At 63.4% G+C, this 23,531-nt stretch carries 19 protein-coding genes; 12 read left to right on the top strand and 7 right to left on the bottom strand.

Annotated features, from left to right (window positions below; genetic code table 11):
* The first annotated feature begins 129 nt into the window (after window positions 1-129).
* Genes LT42_RS07845 through LT42_RS07835 form a run of 3 tightly spaced genes read left to right on the top strand, consistent with a single transcriptional unit; the run spans window position 130 to window position 3,101 of the window.
* On the top strand, window positions 130-1,422 hold the full coding sequence (locus LT42_RS07845) for a CitMHS family transporter (protein ID WP_037011347.1): 1,293 nt from the start codon (window positions 130-132) through the stop codon (window positions 1,420-1,422).
* On the top strand, window positions 1,423-2,787 hold the full coding sequence (locus LT42_RS07840) for an acyclic terpene utilization AtuA family protein (protein ID WP_037011345.1): 1,365 nt from the start codon (window positions 1,423-1,425) through the stop codon (window positions 2,785-2,787).
* On the top strand, window positions 2,784-3,101 hold the full coding sequence (locus tag LT42_RS07835; RefSeq protein ID WP_037011343.1) for an AtuA-related protein: 318 nt from the start codon (window positions 2,784-2,786) through the stop codon (window positions 3,099-3,101). Before LT42_RS07840 ends, LT42_RS07835 begins: the two co-directional genes overlap by 4 nt.
* A gap of 954 nt (window positions 3,102-4,055) precedes the next feature.
* Here LT42_RS07835 and LT42_RS07830 read toward each other — a convergent pair.
* The 4 genes from LT42_RS07830 to LT42_RS07815 all read right to left on the bottom strand — a co-directional run bounded on the left by LT42_RS07830 (window position 4,056) and on the right by LT42_RS07815 (window position 9,421).
* Complete coding sequence (locus LT42_RS07830) at window positions 4,056-4,754, bottom strand: DUF3142 domain-containing protein (RefSeq protein ID WP_037011341.1); 699 nt, start codon at window positions 4,752-4,754, stop codon at window positions 4,056-4,058.
* Between the two features lie 44 nt (window positions 4,755-4,798).
* Window positions 4,799-6,964, bottom strand: coding sequence for a PA5441 family protein (locus LT42_RS07825; RefSeq protein ID WP_037011338.1), 2,166 nt, complete (start codon window positions 6,962-6,964; stop codon window positions 4,799-4,801).
* Between the two features lie 379 nt (window positions 6,965-7,343).
* Window positions 7,344-8,684 carry an ATP-binding protein gene (locus LT42_RS07820; RefSeq protein ID WP_037011336.1) on the bottom strand — a complete coding sequence of 447 codons (1,341 nt, stop codon included), beginning with the start codon at window positions 8,682-8,684 and terminating at the stop codon, window positions 7,344-7,346.
* Window positions 8,681-9,421: a response regulator gene (locus tag LT42_RS07815; protein WP_037011335.1), complete on the bottom strand. Its 741-nt coding sequence runs from the start codon at window positions 9,419-9,421 to the stop codon at window positions 8,681-8,683. Before LT42_RS07815 ends, LT42_RS07820 begins: the two co-directional genes overlap by 4 nt.
* 305 nt (window positions 9,422-9,726) lie before the next feature.
* Between LT42_RS07815 and LT42_RS07810 the strand changes: the two genes are divergently transcribed.
* The 3 genes from LT42_RS07810 to LT42_RS07800 all read left to right on the top strand — a co-directional run bounded on the left by LT42_RS07810 (window position 9,727) and on the right by LT42_RS07800 (window position 12,410).
* Window positions 9,727-9,990: a DUF2790 domain-containing protein gene (locus tag LT42_RS07810; protein WP_037011334.1), complete on the top strand. Its 264-nt coding sequence runs from the start codon at window positions 9,727-9,729 to the stop codon at window positions 9,988-9,990.
* Window positions 9,991-10,066: 76 nt separating this feature from the next.
* A complete protein-coding gene (locus tag LT42_RS07805) occupies window positions 10,067-10,321 on the top strand; it encodes a hypothetical protein (protein ID WP_052075184.1) in 255 nt (84 codons plus the stop codon).
* 139 nt (window positions 10,322-10,460) lie between these two features.
* A complete protein-coding gene (locus tag LT42_RS07800; RefSeq protein ID WP_052075181.1) occupies window positions 10,461-12,410 on the top strand; it encodes an AAA family ATPase in 1,950 nt (649 codons plus the stop codon).
* A gap of 337 nt (window positions 12,411-12,747) precedes the next feature.
* Here the strand turns inward: LT42_RS07800 and qhpR are convergent, their stop codons facing one another.
* A complete protein-coding gene (gene qhpR, locus LT42_RS07795) occupies window positions 12,748-13,827 on the bottom strand; it encodes an AraC-like transcriptional regulator QhpR (RefSeq protein ID WP_037011333.1) in 1,080 nt (359 codons plus the stop codon).
* Window positions 13,828-14,286: 459 nt separating this feature from the next.
* Here qhpR and eat point away from each other — a divergent pair, with 459 nt between their 5' ends.
* The 4 genes from eat to LT42_RS07775 all read left to right on the top strand — a co-directional run bounded on the left by eat (window position 14,287) and on the right by LT42_RS07775 (window position 19,572).
* Entirely contained in the window at window positions 14,287-15,639 is a 1,353-nt protein-coding gene (eat, locus tag LT42_RS07790) for an ethanolamine permease (protein WP_037011332.1), read from the top strand.
* Between the two features lie 27 nt (window positions 15,640-15,666).
* Entirely contained in the window at window positions 15,667-17,058 is a 1,392-nt protein-coding gene (locus LT42_RS07785) for an ethanolamine ammonia-lyase subunit EutB (protein WP_037011331.1), read from the top strand.
* Window positions 17,059-17,093: 35 nt separating this feature from the next.
* A complete protein-coding gene (eutC, locus tag LT42_RS07780) occupies window positions 17,094-17,912 on the top strand; it encodes an ethanolamine ammonia-lyase subunit EutC (RefSeq protein ID WP_037011330.1) in 819 nt (272 codons plus the stop codon).
* A gap of 301 nt (window positions 17,913-18,213) precedes the next feature.
* Window positions 18,214-19,572, top strand: coding sequence for a CoA transferase (locus LT42_RS07775; protein ID WP_208855906.1), 1,359 nt, complete (start codon window positions 18,214-18,216; stop codon window positions 19,570-19,572).
* Window positions 19,573-19,618: 46 nt separating this feature from the next.
* Here LT42_RS07775 and argC read toward each other — a convergent pair whose 3' ends face one another.
* Window positions 19,619-20,542, bottom strand: a complete 924-nt coding sequence (gene argC / locus LT42_RS07770; protein WP_037011326.1) for an N-acetyl-gamma-glutamyl-phosphate reductase — start codon at window positions 20,540-20,542, stop codon at window positions 19,619-19,621.
* 116 nt (window positions 20,543-20,658) lie between these two features.
* On the opposite strand from argC, the gene LT42_RS07765 reads away from it, so the two are divergent.
* Entirely contained in the window at window positions 20,659-21,543 is an 885-nt protein-coding gene (locus LT42_RS07765; protein WP_037011324.1) for a LysR family transcriptional regulator, read from the top strand.
* Between the two features lie 117 nt (window positions 21,544-21,660).
* Here the strand turns inward: LT42_RS07765 and LT42_RS07760 are convergent, their stop codons facing one another.
* Window positions 21,661-22,092 carry a nuclear transport factor 2 family protein gene (locus LT42_RS07760; RefSeq protein ID WP_037011323.1) on the bottom strand — a complete coding sequence of 144 codons (432 nt, stop codon included), beginning with the start codon at window positions 22,090-22,092 and terminating at the stop codon, window positions 21,661-21,663.
* A gap of 264 nt (window positions 22,093-22,356) precedes the next feature.
* Here LT42_RS07760 and yghX point away from each other — a divergent pair, with 264 nt between their 5' ends.
* On the top strand, window positions 22,357-23,244 hold the full coding sequence (yghX, locus tag LT42_RS07755) for a YghX family hydrolase (protein WP_037011321.1): 888 nt from the start codon (window positions 22,357-22,359) through the stop codon (window positions 23,242-23,244).
* Window positions 23,245-23,531 lie beyond the last annotated feature (287 nt).

Below are 23,531 nucleotides of genomic sequence, written 5' to 3'. Positions count from 1 at the left end.
GCGTTCGGTTTTTCCGAACGTGGCTCACCGAACATTTCAATTTACAAAGCTTACCCCCGTTTTGATACTCGCTGAAAACAACAACAGCTCTCCCGCCGCCTGCCGGTCAGGGACGACAAAGGATCCATCATGCTCGCCACCTTCGGTGTCATTACCATCCTCAGCTTGCTCGCCGCCGTCATGAGCAAACGCCTTTCGCCCCTGGTTGCCCTGATTGCGCTGCCTATCATTGCCGCGCTGATTGCCGGCTTCGGTCTGCAAACCAGCGGGTTCATCATCACCGGCATCAAGAACGTCGCCCCCGTGGTCGGCATGTTCGTGTTCGCCATCCTGTTCTTCGGGGTGATGACCGACGCCGGCATGCTCGACCCGATCATCGACCGCATCCTGCGCACGGTCGGGACGCGTCCTACCCGAATTGTGGTCGGCACCGCGCTGCTGGCGTTGTTGGTGCACCTCGACGGCTCGGGTGCGGTGACTTTTCTGGTGACAATCCCGGCGATGCTGCCGCTGTATACGCGGCTGGGCATCGACAGACGCATTCTCGCCTGCGTCGCGGCGATGGCGGCAGGGGTGAACTTTCTGCCTTGGACCGGCCCGGTGCTGCGCTCGTCGGCGGCATTGCATGTGCCGGTCTCGGAGCTGTTTCAACCATTGATTCCGGTGCAGATCGTGGGCTTGGCGTTCGTGTTTTTCAGCGCCTGGATGCTCGGGCGTCGGGAAGAGAAACGCCTTGGGCTGGGGGCAGGCGCCACGGTTGATGTGGTGCCGCAGCGGGTGCTCACAGAGCAGGAAGAAGTGCTGCGTCGGCCGCGCCTGTTCTGGCTCAACCTGCTGCTCACGGTAGTGGTGATGGCCGTGATGATTTCCGGCTGGGTCGACCCGGTGGTGATGTTCATGGTCGGCACAGTGCTGGCGCTGTGCATCAATTACCCCAATGTCGATGCCCAGCGCGCGCGCATCGACGCCCACGCCAAGACCGCCCTGACCATGGCGAGCATCCTGCTGGCGGCGGGCGTGTTCACCGGCATAATGCAGGGCACCGGCATGCTCAAGGCCATGGCCGAAGTGGCCGTGGCGCAGATTCCGGCCGGTCACGGCAAGCTGATCCCGATGGTGGTGGGTTTTCTGTCGATGCCGCTGAGCCTGCTGTTCGACCCCGACTCTTTCTATTTTGGCGTCATGCCGGTGATCGCCGAGGTTGGCCGCGCCTTGGGCGTCGATCCGCTGCAGGTGGCGCAGGCGTCGCTGCTGGGCGTACACACCACGGGCTTTCCGGTGAGCCCGCTGACCCCTGCGACGTTCTTGCTGGTTGGGCTGTGCAAGGTCGAACTGGCCGACCACCAGCGCTTCACCATTCCGTTCCTGTTCGGCGCATCGGTGCTGATGACCCTGACCGCATTGCTGCTGGGAGTGTTTTAAATGAAAAGTCTACGTATCGGCTCGGGTGCCGGGTATTCAGGGGATCGCATCGAGCCGGCGGTCGAGCTGGCCGAAAAGGGCGATCTGGATTACCTGGTGTTCGAGTGCCTGGCCGAGCGCACCATTGCGCTGGCGCAACAGGCACGGCTCAGCGACCCCGAGGCGGGTTTCGATCCACTGCTGGGCGAACGCATGCGCCGCGTTCTGCCGTTCGTGGAGCGCGGGCGCGAAGAGGGGCAGCGTCGACTGCGGTTGATCAGCAACATGGGCGCGGCCAATCCGCTGGCGGCCGCGCGCGAGGTGCGGCGCATCGCGGTCGAGCTGGGTCTGCAAGGGTTGAAGGTTGCCGCATTGACGGGGGATGACGTTTTGGCTGTCCTGCAAGCCGATCCCGGCCAGTTACTGGATAACGGCGCGACGCTGGGCTCGCTGGGCGACCGTCTGATTTCTGCCAACGCCTACCTCGGGGCGCAAGGGATAGTGGAAGCGCTGCAGGCGGACGCTGATGTGGTGATCACCGGACGTGTCGCTGACCCGTCGCTGTTTCTGGCGCCTCAGCTGTTCGAGTTCGGCTGGGCTGAGGACGACTGGACGCGGCTGGGACGCGGCACGCTGGTGGGGCATCTGCTGGAGTGCGCGGGACAGATCACCGGCGGCTATTTTGCCGATCCGGGCGTTAAAGACGTGCCGGACCTGGCGCGCCTGGGCTTTCCCCTGGCCGAAGTCGATGCCGAGGGCAGGGCGGTGGTCAGCAAAGTGGCGGGCTCAGGGGGGCGCATCGACACGGCCACCTGCACCGAGCAGATGATTTATGAGGTACACAATCCGGCGGCGTACCTCACCCCGGACGTCACGGCGGACTTCTCCGGCGTGTCGTTCAGCATGGTCGCGGCCAGCGAGGTGCGGGCTGAAGGCGCTGATGGTCGCGCTCGACCCCAGACGTTAAAGGTCTCGGTAGGCTATCTCGACGGCTGGATCGGCGAGGGGCAGATCTCCTATGGCGGGCCCGGTGCCGTGGCCCGCGCGACGTTGGCTCGGGACGTGGTGCTGGAGCGCCTGCACCTGACTGGCGTGGTTTTTGATGAAGTGCGCGCCGAGCTGATTGGCGTGGACGCCCTGCATGGCTCTGCGCTGGGCACGCGCACGACCGCCGAGCCCTGGGAGGTGCGATTGCGCGTGGCGGCCCGCTGTGCGGACAAGGCCCAGGCCGTGCGCATCGGCAATGAAGTGGAGACCCTTTACACCAACGGGCCTTACGGCGGCGGCGGTGCCACCAAGGGCGTGCGCCAGGTCGTTGCCGTGGCGTCTTTATTGCTGCCGCGCGATGCAGTGCAGCCGCGTGTCCATCTGGAGGATGCCTCGTGAGCACGACAAAACTGCGGGAACTGGCCCATTCCCGGACCGGCGACAAGGGCGATACGTCAAACATTTCGGTCATCGCATTCAGACCCGAGGACTACCCGCGATTGCTTGTGGCCCTGACAGTGGAACGCGTCGCCGCTCATTTCGCTGAACTGCTGGGGGGCGATGCGGCGCGCGTTCGACGCTTTGAGCTGCCGAATGTGCATGCGCTCAATTTCGTGCTGCCAGGCATTCTCAAGGGCGGCGTGACACGGTCACTGGCGCTGGACGCCCACGGCAAGGCGCTGGGCGCGGCGTTGCTCGATATCGAGGTTTGAGATTCGGAGTTTGCGGCGCGGCGACTGACGCCTTCCCGGCTGAAGCCGGTCCCACGGGGATGGTTTTGCGGTTGGATCGAGATCGACCTGTAGGAGCGCGCTTGCCCGCGAAGGCGGCGTGTCAGTCAACCGATTCGTCACAGGCAGAATGCGTTCGCCAGCAAGCCGGCTCCTACAGTAGGTTGCATTCAGCCAGCAAGGCCAGCGCAGACGGTGAGATCGGCGTCAGCCGGGATTGGACGCGGAGCGTCATGTGATGCATAGCCACGCGGAGCGTAGGCACGAGCTGGCATCTGCAACCGTGGTTTCGACGGGTGGGCAGGTACTGTAGGAGCCGGCTTGCTGGCGAACACGGTGGCTCTGGCAGGAAGATGGCGGCTGACTAAATGCATTCGCCAGCAAGCCGGCTCCTACAGGGATCTGTGTTTCGGCGCCGATTTGGCCGGCTCTGATTCAACGGAAACACCACATACACGGCTGGTGCATCCTTGCTGGAAATTGAGGTTTGAGATCGGAGTTTGCGGTGCGGCGACTGAGGCCTTCCCGGCTGAAGCCGGTCCCACGGGGATGGTTTTGCGGTTGAGGTGAGATCAACCTGTAGGAGCGCGCTTGCCCGCGAAGGCGGCGTGTCAGTCAACCGATTCGTCACAGGCAGAATGCGTTCGCCAGCAAGCCAGCTCCTTGTAGGTTGCATTCAGCCAGCAAGGCCAGCGCAGACGGTGAGATCGGCGTCAGCCGGGATTGGACGCGGAGCGTCATGTGACGCATAGCCACGCGGAGCGTGGGCACGAGCAATAGGGGGATCGGCAACCGTGGTTTCGACGGGTGGGCAGGTCCTGTAGGAGCCGGCTTGCTGGCGAACACGGTGGGTCTGCCAGGAAGATGGCGGCTGACTAAATGCATTCGCCAGCAAGCCGGCTCCTACAGGGATCTGCGTTTTGACGTCGAGCTCGGTCAGTTCTGATTCAACAAAAACACCACGTACCCCCGAAACCACGGGCTGTCCTGCAAGTACCCGGGTGCTTGCCATTCCCCGCCTTGCACGAGGCCGATCTTGAACGGCAGGCCCATTCGGCTGATGCGCGGCAGGTAAGCGGCATAATCGGGGATGCTGTGGCGGCCCTGATACGTCTGCACCACGACCTCATCGACCACGCCTTTCAACTCGCCGATCGCTCGCGAGTCTGCGTTGCTCCCCCAATCCATCAACCCGGTAATGCCCAGCTTCAGCTCAGGCGGCAAGCGTTGGCGCAGGTTTTTGAGAAATGCGACGTAGTCCTGCAGATAACGAGTACGTGCGTCGAAATCAATCTGCACGCCAGTGACTGCGGTGCCGGTGTTTCGCCAGCGCTGCACCTGGGCCAACAGCTGTTTGTAAACCGGTTCGGGCCAACGCAGCGAATGGGCGCGGTAGACGATCCACACCTGCCGTTGCGGCAAGCGCCTTACGCCCATGCCTTGCGCAATCAGCCGCACTGCCTGGCGGTCTGATCGCGGCGCGCTGATCTGGCCCTGCAGCACGTACAACGTTTGCGCCTGATCCAGCACCGGCTGCGTCGCCACACCGCTCCATAACCAGAACGCGTCATGATCGTGGGCATTGACCGCGGCGCCGCTCGTGGTGCTCGTCAGGGCCGCGGTCAGCATCAACATCGCGCTGCAAGCTGCCCTTGCACGCCGGGTCCAGCGCCGGGAGATCACCAGTAATACTGCAGCGATTTGCCCCAGCGAGTGCCGCTGTAGGTGGATTTGAGCTGCTTGAACCAGCCTTTACGCACTGCCGGCGCCACGTCCTTGCCGCCGCAGCTGTTATAACCCGACGGCGCGTAGCAATTGATCGCCCTGAACAACGCGTAGGCCCTGTCATCCGACGACGCCTTGCTGTCGGCGATCACCGTCTGGTAGCCGTTCAGCCGGGAAAACACGTCGCCCTTGAAGGCGGGCTCGCTGCCGCCCAATTCACCCGCGCCGGGCTGGTGGTCCAGCGGCATGCCGTCCAGGCCGTTGCGCAGGATGAACTCGCCCAGGCAATTCAAGCCCTTTGCGTCCCTGGCGTTGGTCTGCAACAGGCCGGCGACCTCGCCGATGCTCGGGCAGGCGTAACCGGACTCGGCCTTGGCGCCGTTCCAGCGGAACAGCTGCAACGAATGGCCGGCGTCGTAGACATACCCCAGGCTGGTGCCCAGTTTGGTGTCGGCCGGGGTCTCCGGCAGCGCCTTCAAGTCGTCGGCAAAGGCGGCGTATTGGCTGCGAATCAGCTCCTTGTAGAGCAGAACGAATTGCGCGGTGGCTTTCTCGGTGTCGCTGATGCCCTCGCCGATCTGCTGACGCAGCAGCGACGCATCGGCGGCTTTGCCCAGCAGAATCAGACGCACCTGAGCGGAGGTAATGGGCGAGTCGCCGGCGAACACCTTCCTCAGTTGCCCGCTGCGCTGGTAGTTCATCGCCAGTGCCAATTCCAGTTGCTCGCGCTGCAAGGGCTGCTGCGCCAGAGGCAGCAATTTCAGCCACAGCGCTTGAGCGGCCGGGAGATCGTTCCCGGCTTCCATGGCCAGGCCGCGCAGGGTCTGCTGGCTGAACGCCAGGTAACCCAGCTTTTCGGGGATGTCGTTCGGCAAGCGCTTGAGTGCTTCGGCGGGCTTCTTGTCGACATAAAACGCGAACGCTGCCTGCAAATAGTCAAACATCGCCGGCTGCTGATCGAACAACGACTTCTGCGCCAACAATTGCTCGCGGGTCAGCGGATTTGGCAGGTTCGCACGCATGATCATCAAGTCATGGGTCGCGGTTATCAGTGCCGACGAGGTGGCACCGGTCAGGCCGGTCAGCAGTTTGTTGTCGGCCTCCTGGATCAACGTCTCCGGCGAGGCAGACGCGCGCGCGTCGCCTGCTTCTGTGAGCTGCCAGGTGTAATCGGCGGCGAGCTTGTCGGCATCCCCGGCCAACCAGTGCACCCGGCGCAGCAGGCCCCTGGCCGAGCGCGTGTAATGGCCGTCGGGGTAGGCGCTGAGGTAGCGATCGAATGCCTCGGCGACGCTGTCGTAAGCCGCACGGTCGCGGTCCTCCTTCAGGCTACCGTACTCGTCGAAGGCGTCCTGTTCCGCGGCGTTGAGCCGGGTGCGGGCAATCATGTACAGCGATGTTTCCTTGAGCCAGGGCTGCGCAGTGTCGGCGAGGCTGGCGAAAGCCTTCTCGGCCTCGCTGAAGCGGCCGTTGTAGAAATCCATCGCGGCTTGCAGGTACGCAGCAAACGCCCTGGCCTCAGGCGATTGAACAGTGGACGGCACCAGGCCGGCCTGAGCATCCCCCTCCCAGGTACAGGCTTGCAGCATCTGCAACCGGGCGCGAGCCAGTGACTGACGCTCCTCGACGGCAAGACCCTCGGTGTCCACCAACTGGCCAATGAAGTCGGCCGCGCTTTCGTCGCGGTTACTGCGGCAGCGGCTGCCTTCGCCCTGAAGGAACGCCTGGCCTGCGGTGTCGTTGCTGTCGCGCGCAAGGCCGAGCTTGCCGAGCAGGTCGCTCATGGCCGCGGCGCCGGATTCTTCGCTCTCGTCGCCCTCGATGTCTTCATTCGCCAACCGAAATGCGGCGAACGGCACCGGGCCGTAGCCTTCGGCGAGCTCCTGGTCAGTCAACGCATTGGGCTTGAGCGGCACTGCGTTGCGATCCGCCAGCAGCAGGCGCAGATTGACTCGGCTGTCGTTGCCGGGCGTGAGGAACGGCAGGTTGTTGCAGACGTCCAGCGAATCGTGCAGCAGCGACCAGTCGGGGTAGCAGGAGTCGTCACTGCTGGCCTGGGCCTGGCCGCCCAGCGTCGCGCCGATGATCAATGCAAGTGGGGTCAGGGAGCGGATACGCATGAACAGTCCTTGATTTCGCTACGTAGAGGGAGGGAAGCGCGGCGAATGATACAGGGTGTTTCACGCATTCCGCTGAGTGCCTCCAGCGGCTGATTCAAAATTATTTTCAGAATCGTGTGAGGCTCTTGCCGCATTCATGTGCCCCGGCGCCACTGCGCGAAACCTGCGTCCAGCCTGCACCCCGGTCGCGTTTGGCGGTGACTGAGCCTTCTGCGCACAAAGATGGAACGCGGATCAAAGCAGATCCCAGCAGTTCAAGAGCTTCCCGGCTGAAGCCGGTCCCACTGACCGCACGCGTCGCCTTCAGTGGGACCGGCTTTAGCCGGGAAGCTTTTGATGCTGATCGTCTCCGCGCGGAGCGTGAGGACGATCAAAGTCATTAGAGGTCCGTGATCTTCACCGTGCCGGTCGCTATCCGCGCCGGCAGTTTCAGTTGCGCGCACAGGCCACCGCCTTCGCGGTTGCTGAGGCTCAACGTGCCGCCCAAAGCGATGGTCAATTGCTGGGCAATCGCCAGCCCTAGACCAGTGCCGCCGGTGTCGCGGTTGCGCGAGCTTTCCACGCGGTAAAACGGCTTGAGCACTTCGGACAGTTGCGCTTCGGCAATGCCGGGGCCGCGGTCCAGCACTTGCAGCGACAGGCTGTTGTCCGGGTTGGCCAGCACTTGAATCTGCGCCGCGCCGCCAAACTTCAGGGCGTTGTCGGTCAGGTTCACCAGCACCCGGCGCAGCGCGTGGGGACGGGTGTCGATGACTGCGCCGGTTTTGCCCGACAACTCGACCTCACGGCCAACGTCCTGATAATCGAACACCAGGCTGTCGAGGAAAGAATCCATGTCCACCCGCCGTGCCGTCTCGGTGGACGTGTCCATGCTACGGGCATAGGCCACGCCTTCCTGCACCAGATGCTGCATCTCGCTCAGGTCGCTCCACAGCTTGTCCTTCTCGACGCCATCGTCCATGAACTCGGCACGCAGCTTCATCCGCGTAATGGGGGTCTGCAGGTCATGGGATATCGCCGCGAGCAGCTGCATGCGCTCCTTCACGTAGGCCGCGATGCGTTGCTGCATGGTGTTGAACGCCACGGCGGCGAACGCCACCTCGGCCGGGCCGCTTTCATCCAGCCGAATCCCTTCGCCGTTCGGGTCGAGGTTGTCGACCGCATGGGACAGGCGCGTCAGCGGCCGAATCGCCGTGCGCACCGCAAGCCAGGTGCAGGCGATGAGCAGCACCAGTTGACCGATCAGCAGCAGCGGCAGCCACGGCGACAGCGGTGTAATCTGCGGGCGCACGTCAATGGTCAGCGGATTGCCGTCCTTAAGCGTCAGATGCGCCTGATAGTGCGGGTGGCTGTCGGCGATGTTATTGAACGTCAACGTGTAGTCGCGACCCAGGCTGTCTTGCATGGAATGCACCGACATCGGCGCCTTGTCCATGTCCACCGGCGTGCCGGTCTGCCCGGGGCCAAGGACGTAGCGGTAGGTGGGGTGTTCAAAACGCGGCAGCCAGGACGGGCGCTCTTCGACCGGCAGACGCTCCAGGATCGCGACCGTCGTGGTCAGATCGCGCTCCATGTTGCCGAGCATCGTGGTCATCGCCGACTCGTAGCGCTCATAAAACTGCAGCCCGAAGGACAGCCCGTGGGCCAGCACCAAACTGATCAGAAAGATCAGCGAAAGCCGCGAGGCCAGCGTGCGCGGCCATCCAAAACCGCGTTTCATGGGTTGTCCCCGAGAATTTCCACCGCGTAGGTGAAGACATAGCCCTCGTTGCGCACGGTCTTGATATAGGCGGGATCGCGCGCATCGTCGGCCAGGCGCTGGCGCAGGCGGCTGACCAGCAGATCAATGGAGCGGTCGAACAGGTCGGCGTCGCGGCCTTGAGTCAGGTTAAGCAACTGATCGCGGCTCAAGACCCGCTGCGGGTGATCGAGAAACGTCCGCAGCAGGCGGTATTCCGCACCGCTGAGGGTGACGACCGTGCCTTGGGCATCCAGCAAATGGCGGGCGGTGGTGTCCAGCTGCCACTTGCCGAAGGCCAGCAGCCGACCGGCTTCAGTCACGACCAGGTTGGGCGGCAGCATGCGCGTGCGACGCAGCACGGCGTTGATCCGCGCCAGCAGCTCGCGGGCAGCGAAGGGTTTGACCAGATAATCATCAGCCCCCATCTCCAGGCCGATGATGCGATCGGTTTCGTCACTGCGGGCAGTGAGCATCAGCACCGGCGTGGTTTTGTGCTTGCCAGTGCGCAGTTCACGGCACAGCACCAGGCCGTCGTCCCCGGGCATCATGATGTCGAGCACGATCAGGTCCACGGGCGTCGACTCCAGAAACGAACGCATCTGCCTGCCATCCGCCACCACGGTGGTGCGCAGGCCGTTCTTCTTCAGGTAGTTGCCCACCAGCTCCCGGATCTCCCGATCGTCATCGACAATCAGAATGTGATCGACGTGCTCCATTGGCCCTGCTCCAGTGTTCATGGGTGTGTGACGCATCTTAACCAGTCGCGCGTGACTTGCCTGCCGGCGTTTGTATTCCACTGTATCTGGCGGCGTCGGGCATACACGCGCATTCAAAATGCGGATTTTTCGGCGCGAATGTATCGCTGTGTATCTGCGGCGCGCTCTGACACGTAAGGATGTTTTTCCGGCGGTTCGCGACACAAGCGAGATACCTGAGGGGCGTTCAATGGGACCCATCGAGACGACAGACACACACCGCCTCGAACCCCTGACGAATGACCCTTTAGATACCGGAGAACATCATGAACTGGAAAAACCTCAGCATCGCCACTCTCTTTGCCGCCCTGAGCCTCGGTGCCCTGAACGCACAAGCCCAGCCGGTTGTTCAAGCGCATAACTACATGTATGGCGAGCATCTGGACATCGCCAAGGCGCTGGCCACCGAAGTCGATCCGACCCCGGCGTGCGGTGTGGTCAATGCCCACTTGCGCTACCTCGATTCCCAGGGTCAGCAGCAGATCCTCAACTACGAAACCGTTTCGCAGAACTGCCCGCAGGACAACTGAGTCACGCGCCGACCGGCCGTCACGCTTGCGACGGCCCAGCCCGCTCATTACTGATGAATTTCGTGAGGATCACACCATGACACCGATCAAGACCACGTTGTCCGCCCTGGCTTTCGCGCTCGCCGGTTTCGCTGTGCAGGCCAATGCCGCCACTCACTCCAGCTGCGCCGATGGCCGCACCTGCCTGCAGATTGCGCCGCTCGTGGCCGAAGACGGCTCCGACAAAACCCCGCTGGTGATGTGGATCGAAAGCCGCAATCAGGAAGTGGCCGAAGGCGGCTCGGAACATACCCGGGCAGGCGTGACCGGTGAGCAGCAGAGCCGGGTTTGACGGTCGACGGCGCGGGCGGCCGGTCAGCGTCTGAGCATTGGCAGCGACACGCCAGTGGGCGGTCGTCGGGTGGCAGGAGTAAGCTGTGCTCCTTTTTGACTGCCCGCGCCCACGCGCCGCTCAGGACCCAGCCCCCGCAATGAGATCAACCGCTGCCTTCGCGCCACCCCCGTCGCTGTTTTTGCCCCTGACCGAAGCGGTGTGCAAAGGCCTGGCGGCTGGCGAACCGCTGGAAGACTTCCTGAGCCAGGCGGGTCGGCCACAACTTGCCGCGTTGATGTTGCTGCTCAATCTCGACGCGCTGATGGCGCAGAACACCGCCGTCGAACAGCTCGAACGCATGCTGGATGACGTCATGCGCGCGGCCGCCTCGGTTGAAGACGCGGGCGGCCGCTTCGCCGATCTGCTGCGCGGCAGGTTTACGGCCGAACGCCTCGCCGCAGGGCTTGCCGTCATCGAGGTGGCTGGCGTCAGCTTGCTCGAAGAGGTCGACATCGAGCGCCAGGATTACCTGGATGGGGAAGGGCAGTGGGACTTCGGCTTCGGCCTGCGTCATCGCGACACGCTGGAGCCGCTGACCCGCGAAATCGTGATGCCCTCCGGCGATGTCTTGCGCCTGAGTGACCAGCAGAGCCGGATCTTCGACGAGTTCAAAGTCTGCAACGAAGAGTCGTTTCACCTGCAGGCTTATGCCGGGGTGGGCAAGACGTACTTGCTGGCGAAGTTTTTTGAAGTGCTGGTGCCAGACAAGACCTTGCTGATGGCCACTTTTCCGGGCCAGGTTGCAGCACTTCAGGCCCGTGTGCGTCAGTCCTGCCCGGATGCGCGGATCAATGCGTGTACCTTCGGCCATATGGCCAATCTGCTGCTCAACCGCGACCTGACGGCTCGCGGCTGGCGCAACACCGACACCCACCGCACGGGTGCAAGCTCGCTGGTCGATGACAGGCAGGTGGCGCAGTGGCTGAATTTCCAGGCCGTCGGTGCCCTGCAGCCACGTGAGGTGGCGCGGGTGTGCCGCAGCACGGTGCACAGTTTCAGCCTGTCTTCGCGGGCGACGATTGAAGCCCGGCATTTGCCCTCGCTGGGCCATGCCGCGAGTCAGGCGGACATCGCCCTGCTACTGGAATACAGCCGGGTGTTGTGGCGCGAGACGGTCAGGCCGTCTGCGCCGCACATTCGTCTGCCGATCCGCAACAGCCACCGGATCAAGTTTCTGGCGCTGACCGATGAGGTGATCCCGGAAAACTACACGCACATCATCATCGACGAGAGCCATGAGCTGACCGCGCCGATGGTGCAGATCCTGGATCGCAGCCCACAGGCGGTCATCACCTTGGGCGACGAATTCCAGCAGCTCAGCGGCAAGGCCCCGCGCCATGGCGGTTTCATTCGCCAGCGCTTCATGACGCAGTCGATTCGCGCCGGGCGGCAGATGGCCGACGTGCTCAATCCCATGATTCAGTTGCACCCCAGCGACATCAAGGAAGGCTTCGTTGGCCGCGCACCTTACCCGACGCGGATCATCGGCCACGGCGTGATGCCGATTCCGGAAAAGCCCACCACGATTCTGGTCGCCAACGAATGGGGTTTGTTTGCCTGGTTCAAGCGCTTGACCGAGGCGGGCGCGCGCTTTCAGTTGCCGCCACGCACGCTCGAACACCTGACGCTGTTCGTCAAAGGCCTCGACCTGTTGTACCGCGAGGACCTGCGCCCGCAGCACCGGCTGATCTTTCGTTACGCCTACTGGGACGCGCTCGCTTCGGCCATGGGCGGCAGCCATGAATTCAAGGCGGTGCACGAATGGCTCGGCCAGGGCAACCGTCTGCAGGACTTCATCGAGACGGCCCAGCGCTTTTGCAACGACCCGGCCGCCATCCTCAAACTGGCCAAGGTCGAAGACGTGAAGAACCAGGAATTCGACTCCGTGCTCCTGTCCCGCGACCTCATGCGCCCACCCCGCGCAGGCTCGGTGCATTCCCTGGCCAGCGTCTGCTCACTTCTCTACACCGCCAGCTCCCGCGCCCGGCATGAGCTGCTGCTGCCCGGCAACATGAATGACTGGTTGCAGGATTTGGGGCGTAAATAAACCGCGTGCCTCAGTGCAGGCAGTGTCGCCTTGGACATCGCGTTCGCGGGCAAGCGCGCTCCTACAATGGATTTGCGCCAGCCGCGTGACTGGCGTCGGCTGTTACGGTAATCGATTTCCGGCGGTCGCATGATCGGCGTCAAGCGCAACATCTGTAGGAGCGCGCTTGCCCGCGAAGAGGCCGGCACATCCACCATCGTCATCGCCAGACACAACGCCTTCGCCAGCAAGCCGGCTCCTACGGAATCTTGGTCGCCGCAGGTGATCAGGATGTTGATCCCTTGCAGGGATCAGCCGGCGCCTGGGAATCAGCACCCATTCCATCCTGCGCAGCCGGTTAAACGTGCGCCGGCTGATGACCTCGCCATTGCTTCGGGCTCACCCCAAACCAGCGTTTGAACGCGCGTGAGAATGCGCTGGTTTCGGAGTAGCCGAGCATGGAGGCGAGTTGGGTGATGCTCAGGTCCTGCTGGTTCAAGTGCTTGATGGCCAGGTCCCGACGGGTCCGGTCCACCAATTGAGTGAAGCTTAGGCCGTGTTCACGCAGCTTGCGCTGCAACGTCCATTCGGAGAGGTCCAGGCTGCGCGCGAGGTCGTTCAGTTCCGGCTCGCCCAGGTGCAGGGTCGTCAAAAGGCGCTGGCGCGCGCGGTCGATCAGCGTTGGCTGGCTGCTGCTGACAGCCCCCGAACCGTTGTCGCCCAACTGGCGGATCGCGTCCTTGATCAGCATCAGCAGCACCGGGTCGCTGCCGGGCATGACTTTGCCCACTACGTCCATCTTGGGAATCAGCAGCGAATTGCAGCGCTGACCGAAACACACCTCGGCACTGAACACGTCGCGGTGCTCCTGCCAGCTGTGCGGCCGGGCGTGTTCAAAGGCGACCTGACGCGGTGCCCAGTCCGCGCCGAGCACATGGCGGATCAGGTTCAGCGCCATGCCCATGGTCAGCTCGGCGTCCTGGCGACGTTCGTTGATGGCGCCGTGGCGCACCTGGTAATCGAAACGGTAGCACTCGCCCTGATCGACCAGTTCGATCAGGGTGCTGTGCTGGTGGAACGGGAAGGCGGCGGAAAAATTGATCAGCGCGTCTTCCAGCGTGGCCGAGCACAGGCCGATGTAGCCCAGCAAACCCAGCGCCTGTGGCTGGAATTGCTGGCCGTAACGCAGGCCGAAATTGTCGCAGCCGGTCTGCACAGCCGCTTCTTCCAGCACTTTGCAGTAATTGGTGAGCGGCAGGCTCAACGTCGGGTGCAGCAACTGCTCGGGATCAATGCCCGAGCGGCCGAACACCTGATCGAGATCACCCCCGTGCTGCACGATAAAGCCGTCCAGGCCATTGGCTGCAGCCGACAGCACGCCACGATTGCTGGTGCCGGGGGCGTTCGGTGCAGCGACGGAGACGAGGGTCGGGAGCATGGGGAGGGGGCTCTGACGATGTGTAGGCCTGGGTTGCAAGCAAATGTCATACCTTTCGCCCACGGCCAGCATCGTGCAGGAGCGCGCTTGCCCGCGATCTCCGGGGCCCTGGCACAAATGTGTTGAATGTAACTGTGTTGAATGGAACGAGGTCTTCGCGGGCAAGCGCGCTCCTACAAGGGGCGGATCGCTACCCGGCGACTCATCCGGCAACCAGGGTTTTGGGAAGTACGGTGCCACGCCGACCCGCAAGTACAGCCTCACACTGACCTGCAATCGTGAGCCCCAATAAAGCACCGGGCCGTTTTCACGCGCCAGCATGGCGCACCCCCGGCAGATACCCGGAAAACTTGACCGCACGCGACACGCCATGCGCCGTACGGTCAAGCCTTGGCCCGCCGGCTGTGACTATGCTCGACGTCAGACAAATACCGTCGCCTGCTACCGGGGTACACGCTCATGACTGCTTCACAACTCAAACCAACACTGGGAACCCTGCATTTGTGGGGGCTGGCCGTCGGCCTGGTTATCTCGGGGGAATACTTCGGCTGGAGTTATGGCTGGGGCACCGCCGGTACGCTGGGCTTTTTGGTCACCACGCTGATGGTTGCGGTGATGTACACCTGCTTCATCTTCAGTTTCACCGAACTGACCACAGCGATTCCCAACGCTGGCGGCCCGTTTGCCTACAGCCTGCGCGCCTTTGGCGTCACCGGCGGGATGATCGCCGGGCTGGCGACGCTGATCGAATTCGTGTTTGCCCCGCCTGCGATTGCCATGGCGATCGGCGCCTACCTCAACGTGCAGTTTCCGTCCCTGGATCCCCGCGTGGCGGCCATCGGTGCTTACTTCGTCTTCATGACCCTGAACATACTCGGCGTCAGCATCGCCGCGACGTTCGAACTGGTGGTCACGATACTGGCGGTCGCCGAACTGCTGGTGTTCATGGGGGTTGTTGCGCCGGGCTTCAGCTTCAGCAATTTCGTACTGGGCGGCTGGGCCGGTTCCGACACCTTCAGCCTGCCGGCCGTCAGCGGCATGTTTGCTGCGATCCCGTTCGCCATCTGGTTCTTCCTCGCCATCGAGGGCGCGGCCATGGCGGCCGAAGAAGCCAAAGACCCGAAACGCACCATCCCGCGCGCCTACGTGGCGGGCATTCTGACCCTGGTGGTGCTGGCGATCGGTGTGATGATTTTTGCCGGCGGCGTGGGTGACTGGCGCACGTTGTCGAACATCAATGACCCGCTGCCGCAGGCCATGAAAGCCGTGGTCGGCGGCAATTCCAACTGGATGCACATGCTGGTGTGGATCGGCCTGTTTGGTCTGGTGGCGAGCTTCCACGGCATCATTCTGGGTTACTCGCGTCAGTTCTTCGCCTTGGCGCGGGCGGGCTTTCTTCCGCCGAGCCTGGCCAAGCTGTCGCGCTTCCAGACCCCGCATCGCGCCATTCTGGCAGGCGGCGTGATCGGCATCATCGCGATTCTCAGCGACGGCGTGATCAACCTGCAGGGCATGACGCTGACGGCGGCGATGATCACCATGTCCGTGTTTGGGGCTATCGTGATGTACATCATCAGCATGCTCAGCCTGTTCAAACTGCGTCGCAGCGAACCGAACCTTGAGCGCAGCTTCCGCGCGCCGGGCTATCCGGTGGTGCCGGGCATCGCTCTGGTACTGGCGGTGGTGTGTCTGGTCGCGATGGTCTGGTTCAACCTGCTGATCTGCGCCATATTCATCTGCCTGATGGCGGTGGGCGCGCTGTTCTGTAAAACGGTGCGCGGGCGCAATGCGCCGGTGGCAGTGACCGGTTGATTCCGCGTTTCGAAAGATGAGGTGTGCATGAGCTTTTCCCACAGCATCGGTGGCATGGTCTGGCGCTTCGACAGCTTGCGCGAGCTTATGGCCAAGGCCAGCCCCGCGCGTTCCGGTGATTACCTGGCCGAGGTTGCCGCCAGCAGCGATGCCGAACGCGCAGCGGCCCAGATGACCCTGGCGGACGTGCCGCTCAAGCAGTTTCTGACCGAGGCGCTGATTCCGTACGAACAGGACGAAGTCACGCGCCTGATCGTCGACAGCCATGACCGCGCGGCCTTTGCGCCGGTCAGCCACCTCACGGTCGGCGGGTTTCGCGACTGGTTGCTCGGCGACGATGCCACCGAGACCAGCCTCGCCGCGCTGGCGCCGGGGCTGACGCCTGAAATGGCGGCGGCGGTGTCGAAGATCATGCGCGTGCAGGACCTGGTGCTGGTGGCGCAGAAGATCCGCGTCGTCACCCGCTTTCGCAACACTGTCGGCCTGCGCGGGCGCATGTCGACCCGCCTGCAGCCCAATCACCCCACCGATGACCCGGCCGGCATCGCCGCCAGCGTGCTCGACGGCCTGCTGTACGGCAACGGCGACGCCATGATCGGCATCAACCCGGCCACCGACAGCGTCAGCGCCATCAGTGAACTGCTGAAAATGCTCGACGGGGTGATCCGTCATTATGAAATTCCCACGCAGTCTTGCGTGCTGACCCACGTCACCTCGTCGGTGGCCGCTATCGAAAAAGGCGTGCCATTGGACTTGGTGTTTCAATCCATCGCCGGCACCGAAGCGGCCAACAGCGGGTTTGGCATCAGCCTGGAAATCCTCCGGGAAGGTTATGAAGCTGGTCTGAGCCTCAAGCGCGGCCCGCTGGGCGACAACCTGATGTACTTCGAAACCGGGCAGGGCAGTGCCTTGTCGGCGAACGCTCATCACGGCGTCGATCAGCAGACCTGCGAAGCGCGCGCCTACGCGGTCGCGAGGCATTTCAATCCGTTTCTCGTCAACACAGTGGTGGGTTTCATCGGCCCGGAATACCTGTACAACGGCAAACAGATCATCCGCGCGGGGCTTGAAGATCACTTCTGCGGCAAGCTGCTGGGTGTACCGATGGGCTGCGACATTTGCTACACCAACCACGCCGAAGCCGATCAGGACGACATGGACGTGCTGCTGACCCTGCTCGGGGTGGCCGGGATCAATTTCATCATGGGCATTCCGGGGTCGGACGACGTGATGCTCAATTACCAGACCACCTCGTTTCACGACGCATTGTACGCACGCAAGACCCTGGGCTTGCGCCCGGCACCGGAGTTCGAGGATTGGCTGACGCGCATGGACATCCTGCGCCAGGACGACGGTGGCGTGCGTCTGGGGCAGGGCGTGCCGCCGTTGTTTCGGCGGGCATTGGCGCAGCTGACTTAGTCCGTTTATGAGCAGTGCCAAAAAGGGTTTGAGCCATGAGCGATGACAAACAATCCCCCGCACAGGCCGATGCCTGGCAGCAACTCCGCTCGCTGACGTCGGCGCGCATCGCCCTTGGGCACGCGGGCACCAGCTTGCCGACCGCGGCGCAACTGGATTTCCAGTATGCCCACGCCCAGGCGCGTGATGCGGTACACCTGGCGCTCGATCATGCCGCGCTGGCCGAGCAATTGGCGGGCCGTGCTCGTGAAAGCCTGACGCTGCAAAGCTCGGCGCCGGATCGGCACACGTATTTGCAGCGGCCGGACCTGGGGCGGCGGTTATCCGATGCCTCGGCCGAGCAATTAAGGGGCTACGCGACTGGACACCCGGAGGGTTTCGATGTGGCGCTGGTGGTGGCGGACGGTTTGTCTGCGCTGGCCGTGCAGCGCCACAGCCTGGCGATGCTGGAACGGATCGACGAAATCGCGGCAGCGGAAGGCTGGAGCGTAGCGCCGGTGTTGTTGGTGGAGCAGGGGCGCGTGGCCGTCGCCGATGAAGTGGGCGAGCTGTTGAAGGCGCGCATGGTGGTGATCCTGATCGGTGAACGCCCGGGCCTTAGCTCGCCGGACAGCCTGGGGCTGTATTTCACCTACGCCCCCCGCGTGGGCCTCAACGACGCGGCGCGCAACTGCATTTCCAACGTGCGCCTGGAGGGCATGAGCTATGCGATGGCCGCGCACAAACTGCTCTATCTCATGCGTGAAGCATGGCGTCGGCAACTGTCGGGCGTGAGCCTGAAAGATGACGCGCAAGTGCCTGTGCTGGAACAGGGCGAGGGCACCCGGCCGGGGAATTTTCTGCTTGGCGGGTGATTGTTTGCTACAGCAGGTGCTCAGCGACTGCGCCCTCCTGCGGACTTGCTTCTGTGGTGTGCGCAGGGGTATAGCCGGATCACTGAACTGTGGGAGCCGGCTTGCTGGCGAAAACGGCGTGTCAGCCTCGGTGATATGACTGACAGATCGGGTTCGCCAGCAAGCCGGCTCCTACAGGATGCAATCTTTCACGGAGAGTCAGCTCATGCCCACCGCCTGCCAGAACGCTGCCGCTACGCATTTCCTGCATGAATTCTGGCTGGCCCTGGGTGGTCAGGCCGGCGATCTTGCACAGGTCCAAATGACCGGCAACGGGGTGCTGGCCTCGATATTCCCGGTCACTGATGTCGCCTCAGCCGCCATCGCCGCCGCCCACCTGGCGGTGGGCGAGTTGCTTGGTCAGACCCTCGGCACTGCGCCCGCGATCACGGTTGATCGTCGGCTGGCGTCGTTGTGGTTCGCCACCTCGCTGCAACCCCTCGGCTGGGAGCTGCCGGCGCAATGGGACGCGGTGGCGGGGGATTATCGCGCGGCGGACGGCTGGATTCGTTTGCACACCAACGCGCCGCACCATCGTCAGGCTGCGCTGGCGGTGCTGAAGACCGCACCGGAGCGCGACGCAGTGAGTCAGGCCGTGCTGCGCTGGCAAGCCAGTCAGCTGGAGCGCGCGGTGGTTGACAATCAAGGCTGCGCCGCCGCCATGCGCAGCGCGTCGGCCTGGCGCGAGCACCCCCAGGGCCGTGCCGTTGCCCTCGAACCCTTGTTGCACTGGCTGGATCCTGGCGCGGGCCCGGATTCAGCCGGAAACCGTTCAAGCCGCTCAAGCCAGGAACAGACCGTTTGGCGAGGCAGCAGGGAGCGTCCGCTGCAAGGCGTCCGCGTGCTTGACCTCACGCGCATCCTGGCCGGCCCGGTGGCGACCCGTTTTCTCGCCGGTTTTGGTGCCGATGTGTTGCGCATCGATCCGCATGGCTGGGACGAACCCGGCACCGTGCCGGAAGTGGTGCTCGGCAAACGCTGCGCGCGGCTGGATCTGCGTGACCCAGCGGATCGCGCCGTTCTGGAGCGGCTGCTGAGCGAAGCCGACGTGATCATCCACGGCTATCGCGCCGATGCCCTCGCACGTCTGGGTCTTGATGCCGACAGGCGCCGCCAGCTCAACCCCAGCCTCATCGACATCTCGTTGAACGCCTACGGCTGGACCGGCCCGTGGCGCGCGCGACGCGGGTTCGACAGCCTGGTGCAGATGAGCTGCGGCATCGCTGAGGCCGGCATGCGCGCGGCGGCAAGTGACCGGCCCGTGCCGTTGCCGGTGCAGGCGCTGGACCACGCAACCGGGTATCTCATGGCGGCGGCTGCAGTGCGCGGGCTGACTCAGCGCTTGAACACCGGACGAGGTGTTCAGGTGCAAGCATCTCTGGCACGCACGGCCTTGTCGCTGATGTCGTGTCCGCAACCCCATGCGTCGTCCGAAGCCTTCAGCCCGCGGACCGCCGATGAATTTAGCCGGCGGCACACGGCCGACTACGCCACGGACATCGAGCACACGGCATGGGGCCCGGCGCATCGCCTAAAGCCCGCCGGGCAGATCGACGGCACGCCGACGCGCTGGGACTTTCCGGCGACCAGGCTCGGCAGCGCCGACGCCAGATGGCGATGACAGTGGCTATGACAGCGGTTATGACGCGGCTCTGTTCCGAAGCGGTTCAGGCACCTGCAATCATCAGATCAAGGTTCTGAACGGCTGCTCCGGCGGCGCCTTTGCCGAGGTTATCAAACACCGCAGCCAGCAAGACATGCCCCTCGTTTTCAAACACCATCAGCCGCAGGTTATCGGTGCCGTTGAGTTGGCGTGGGTCGATCCCGCTGAGCGCGCGCGACTGCTCCATCGGCACCACCTCGACGAACTCGCTGCCTTGATAGTGTCTGGTCAGGGCAGTGTGCAGAGTTGCGCCGGTCACGCCTGTAGGCAGCAATCGCGTTTGTAGTGCAACGGTCAGGACAATGCCCTGCCGAAACGAGCCATAGGCAGGGATGAACACCGGCCGCTCGCTGAGCCCGCTGAATTGCTGGATTTCGGGAACATGCTTGTGCGCGAGGCTCAGCCCGTAGACCTGAAAGGGTATCGCCTGGGCGGCGTCCGGCCCTTCGAACTCGTCAACACCGGCGCGGCCCTTGCCCGAATAACCGGACACCGCGTTGATGGTGATCGGGTAATCGCGCGGCAGCAGCCCTGCGTCCAGCAATGGCCGCAACACGCCAATTGCGCCGGTGGGGTAACAGCCAGGATTGCTGACCCGGCGGGCGCCGGCAATGTCGCGTGCCTGCTCAGCGTTCATCTGCGCAAAGCCGTAAACCCAGTCGGGGCTGGTGCGGTGCGCAGAGCTGGCGTCGATCACCCGTACGTCCGGGTTGCTGATACTGGCCACGGCCTGGCGCGCGGCGTCGTCCGGCAAACACAGCACGGCGATGTCGCAGGCGTTGATCGCAGCGGCCCGGCTGTGCGGGTTCTTGCGCTGCTCGGCTGGCAGCGTCACCAGGCGCAGGTCGGTGCGCCCTTGCAGGCGCTGGTGGATTTGCAGGCCAGTGGTGCCTTGGTCGCCGTCGATGAACACGATAGGAAGAGACATGGGGGTGGAGTCCGCAGGAGGTCGTTGATGCGGGCATGTTCCAATGCGCTGACAGATAGAGAAAGTTGAATTTGATGACGGTACACTTCAGGTTTTCTGAATAACGAGCCCAGCCCATGCGTGAAATCAGTCTGGACCGCTTGCGCACACTCGTCGCCATCGCCGATCACGGCTCCTTCGCCGAGGCAGCGCGCGTGCTCAACCTCGCCCCGCCAACGGTCAGCCTGCACGTCGCCGACCTTGAACAGCGGGTGGGCGGGGCGCTGCTGTCGCGTACCCGGGGGCGGGTCCAGCCGACCGTCATCGGCGACACCCTGATCGAACGCGCGCGTCGCTTGCTGGCCGATGCCGAGCAGGCGCTTGAAGACGTCGAACGTCAGGTGCAGGGCCTTGCCGGTCGCGTGCGGCTGGGAGCGTCCACCGGTGTCATTGCGCAGTTGTTGCCTCATGCGCTGGAATCGCTGGAGCAACGGCATCCGGGCATCGATGTGCAGGTCGCTGTGCTGACTTCGCAGCAGACGCTGCAAAAACTCGCCGACGGCAGCCTGGAGATCGGTGTCATCGCCTTGCCGCAAGCGCCTGTCAAAGGACTCGCCATTCAACCCTGGCGACGCGATCCGGTGATGGCTTTCCTGCCGTCACGGTGGGATTGCCCATCGGTCATCACGCCATCGTGGCTCGCCGGGCAGCCGCTGATTCTCAACGACGCCACCACGCGGCTGTCGCGTCAGGTCGCCGAATGGTTCGCCGGTGAGGGGCCGCAACCGCTGCCGCGCATTCAGCTCAATTACAACGATGCGATCAAAAGTCTGGTGGGGGCCGGCTACGGGGCGACGTTGCTGCCCCACGAAGCGTCGACTCCGGCACCCGAGAGCCGAATAGCCATGCGTCCATTGCAGCCTGCGCTCTGGCGGGAGTTGGGCATTGCGCACCGTGCCGGCAACGTCGAGCGGGCGACGCGGCATGTGCTGGAGGTGTTGGAAGAGCTGGAGGCGTTGTAGCAATACGAGCTGCAGCAACAGGCGCTGCAGCAATGTGAGTTGAAGCAACAAAAGGTGTAGCAGACCGGCGCCCAGGCGTGTGCGGGTCCGGTCGGCTACGTCAGCGACGTCTGCGGATCAGAATTTGAACGCCTGGCGACCGATCAGCAGCCATTGGCCTTTCTGTTTCTGCCAGATCTGGAAGTTCTCGATTTCGGTAGGCACGACTTTGCCGCTGTTCACCGCTTCTGCCGAGAAGTGGTTGCGCACCAGCGCGGTGTCGCCGTTCATGTTGATTTTCTGATTTTTCATCTCCAGCGTGTTAAAGCCACTTCGACCGGTTTCGATGTCGGCGATGAATTCTTCCTTGTTCTGGATTTTGCCGCTGGAGTGGCCATAGGTGACGTTGTCGGAGGTCAACGCGCCCAGGGCTTTGATGTCCTTGTGCAGCATGGCCTGGGTCATTTTGTCGACGGCCTTGGCCACCTCCTGCTCATCGGCGGAGGGTGCGGCAGCCACGAAGCCCGAGAACAGGCACAGGAAACCCAGCGTCACTTTGAGTTTGGTCATTGATCGATCCTTTTTTATTGTTGATGACATCGAAGGGCAGTCAGGCCGCCGATGTGTCGGCGGCTTTGTACGTCGTCGTACAACTGCGATGCTCAGGCTAGCCCACATTCCGAGGATTGAAAAGCACGCCATGAAATGTGTCGCTCTGCGGGCGCACGTCTAACGCAACGATGCCAAACGCTGCTTTACTGAAGGCTCGGTGCGGCATGTTCAGGCATTTGCCGCTGCGCCGGTGGCCGCTGAAATCGACGAGGATGCGCACTGATGACCCGTCTCACCGCTAAAGACTTCGACCCGCAACTGCTTGAGCTTTACGACTTCTACGTGCATGGCAAGATCAACCGACGCGAGTTTCTCGACCGCGCGGCGGTGTTCGCCGTGGGCGGTCTTGCGGCCACGACGCTGCTGGCCTCGCTGAGCCCCAATTATGCGCTGGCCGAGCAGGTCGAATTCACCGACCCGGACATCATCGCCGAGTACATCACCTACCCGTCGCCCAAGGGCAACGGCCAAGTGCGCGGTTATCTGGTGCGGCCGGCCAAGGCCGACGGCAAAGTCGCGTCGGTGATGGTGGTGCATGAGAACCGCGGCCTCAATCCTTACATCGAAGATGTCGCCCGTCGCGTGGCCAAGGCCGGGTTCATCGCCCTGGCGCCGGACGGCCTGTCCTCGGTGGGCGGGTATCCGGGCAATGATGACAAGGGCCGCGAGCTGCAGCAGAAGGTCGATCCCGAGAAGTTGATGAATGATTTTTTTGCCGGCATCGAATGGCTGATGGCCCATCACGCCTCGACCGGCAAGGTCGGGATTACCGGCTTCTGCTATGGCGGCGGTGTCGCCAACGCGGCCGCCGTGGCCTACCCGGAGTTGGCCGCTGCGGTGCCGTTTTATGGCCGTCAGCCCAAGGCCGAGGACGTCAGCCGCATCAAGGCGCCGCTGTTGCTGCATTACGCCGAGCTCGACAAGCCCATCACCGACGGCTGGCCGGCGTACGAAGCTGCGCTGAAGGCGGCAGGGAAAACCTATCAGGCCTACGTTTACAAAGGCGCCAATCACGGCTTCCACAACGACTCGACCCCGCGCTACGACGACGCCGCCGCGACCCTGGCCTGGAATCGCACGGTGGACTGGTTCAAGAAATATCTGGTGTGAAAGGGGGGCGCTATAACTGAATGGCGGGTGGATGACGCCGGGCGGTTGCGGTGGGTCAGGATCGTCGATGTTTGCGCTGGTATTTTTCGCGGGCAAGCGCGCTCCTACAGTGGATTTTCGTCAGCTGCGGCATTGGCGTCGTGCGCAGTGGTGCGTCAACCGCGGCATTGGCGTCGTGCGCAGGAGTGCATCAACCGCAGCATTGGCGTCGTGCGCAGGAGTGCGTCAACCGCGGCATCGGCGTGGTGCGCAGGAGTGCGTCAACCGCAGCATTGGCGTGGTGCGCA

Source organism: Pseudomonas lutea (assembly GCF_000759445.1).
In the GTDB taxonomy this organism is placed as follows: domain Bacteria; phylum Pseudomonadota; class Gammaproteobacteria; order Pseudomonadales; family Pseudomonadaceae; genus Aquipseudomonas; species Aquipseudomonas lutea.
Note: the sequence above shows the minus strand (reverse complement) of the source record. Positions and strands in the feature narration are given on the sequence as shown.

Coding starts and splice junctions, on each gene's coding strand:
- LT42_RS07845 (WP_037011347.1), top strand. CDS start 130: ATGCTCGCCACCTTCGGTGTCATTACCATCCTCAGCTTGCTCGCCGCC.
- LT42_RS07840 (WP_037011345.1), top strand. CDS start 1,423: ATGAAAAGTCTACGTATCGGCTCGGGTGCCGGGTATTCAGGGGATCGC.
- LT42_RS07830 (WP_037011341.1), bottom strand. CDS start 4,754: ATGTTGATGCTGACCGCGGCCCTGACGAGCACCACGAGCGGCGCCGCG.
- LT42_RS07825 (WP_037011338.1), bottom strand. CDS start 6,964: ATGCGTATCCGCTCCCTGACCCCACTTGCATTGATCATCGGCGCGACG.
- LT42_RS07820 (WP_037011336.1), bottom strand. CDS start 8,684: ATGAAACGCGGTTTTGGATGGCCGCGCACGCTGGCCTCGCGGCTTTCG.
- LT42_RS07815 (WP_037011335.1), bottom strand. CDS start 9,421: ATGGAGCACGTCGATCACATTCTGATTGTCGATGACGATCGGGAGATC.
- LT42_RS07810 (WP_037011334.1), top strand. CDS start 9,727: ATGAACTGGAAAAACCTCAGCATCGCCACTCTCTTTGCCGCCCTGAGC.
- LT42_RS07805 (WP_052075184.1), top strand. CDS start 10,067: ATGACACCGATCAAGACCACGTTGTCCGCCCTGGCTTTCGCGCTCGCC.
- LT42_RS07800 (WP_052075181.1), top strand. CDS start 10,461: ATGAGATCAACCGCTGCCTTCGCGCCACCCCCGTCGCTGTTTTTGCCC.
- qhpR (WP_037011333.1), bottom strand. CDS start 13,827: ATGCTCCCGACCCTCGTCTCCGTCGCTGCACCGAACGCCCCCGGCACC.
- eat (WP_037011332.1), top strand. CDS start 14,287: ATGACTGCTTCACAACTCAAACCAACACTGGGAACCCTGCATTTGTGG.
- LT42_RS07785 (WP_037011331.1), top strand. CDS start 15,667: ATGAGCTTTTCCCACAGCATCGGTGGCATGGTCTGGCGCTTCGACAGC.
- eutC (WP_037011330.1), top strand. CDS start 17,094: ATGAGCGATGACAAACAATCCCCCGCACAGGCCGATGCCTGGCAGCAA.
- LT42_RS07775 (WP_208855906.1), top strand. CDS start 18,214: ATGACCGGCAACGGGGTGCTGGCCTCGATATTCCCGGTCACTGATGTC.
- argC (WP_037011326.1), bottom strand. CDS start 20,542: ATGTCTCTTCCTATCGTGTTCATCGACGGCGACCAAGGCACCACTGGC.
- LT42_RS07765 (WP_037011324.1), top strand. CDS start 20,659: ATGCGTGAAATCAGTCTGGACCGCTTGCGCACACTCGTCGCCATCGCC.
- LT42_RS07760 (WP_037011323.1), bottom strand. CDS start 22,092: ATGACCAAACTCAAAGTGACGCTGGGTTTCCTGTGCCTGTTCTCGGGC.
- yghX (WP_037011321.1), top strand. CDS start 22,357: ATGACCCGTCTCACCGCTAAAGACTTCGACCCGCAACTGCTTGAGCTT.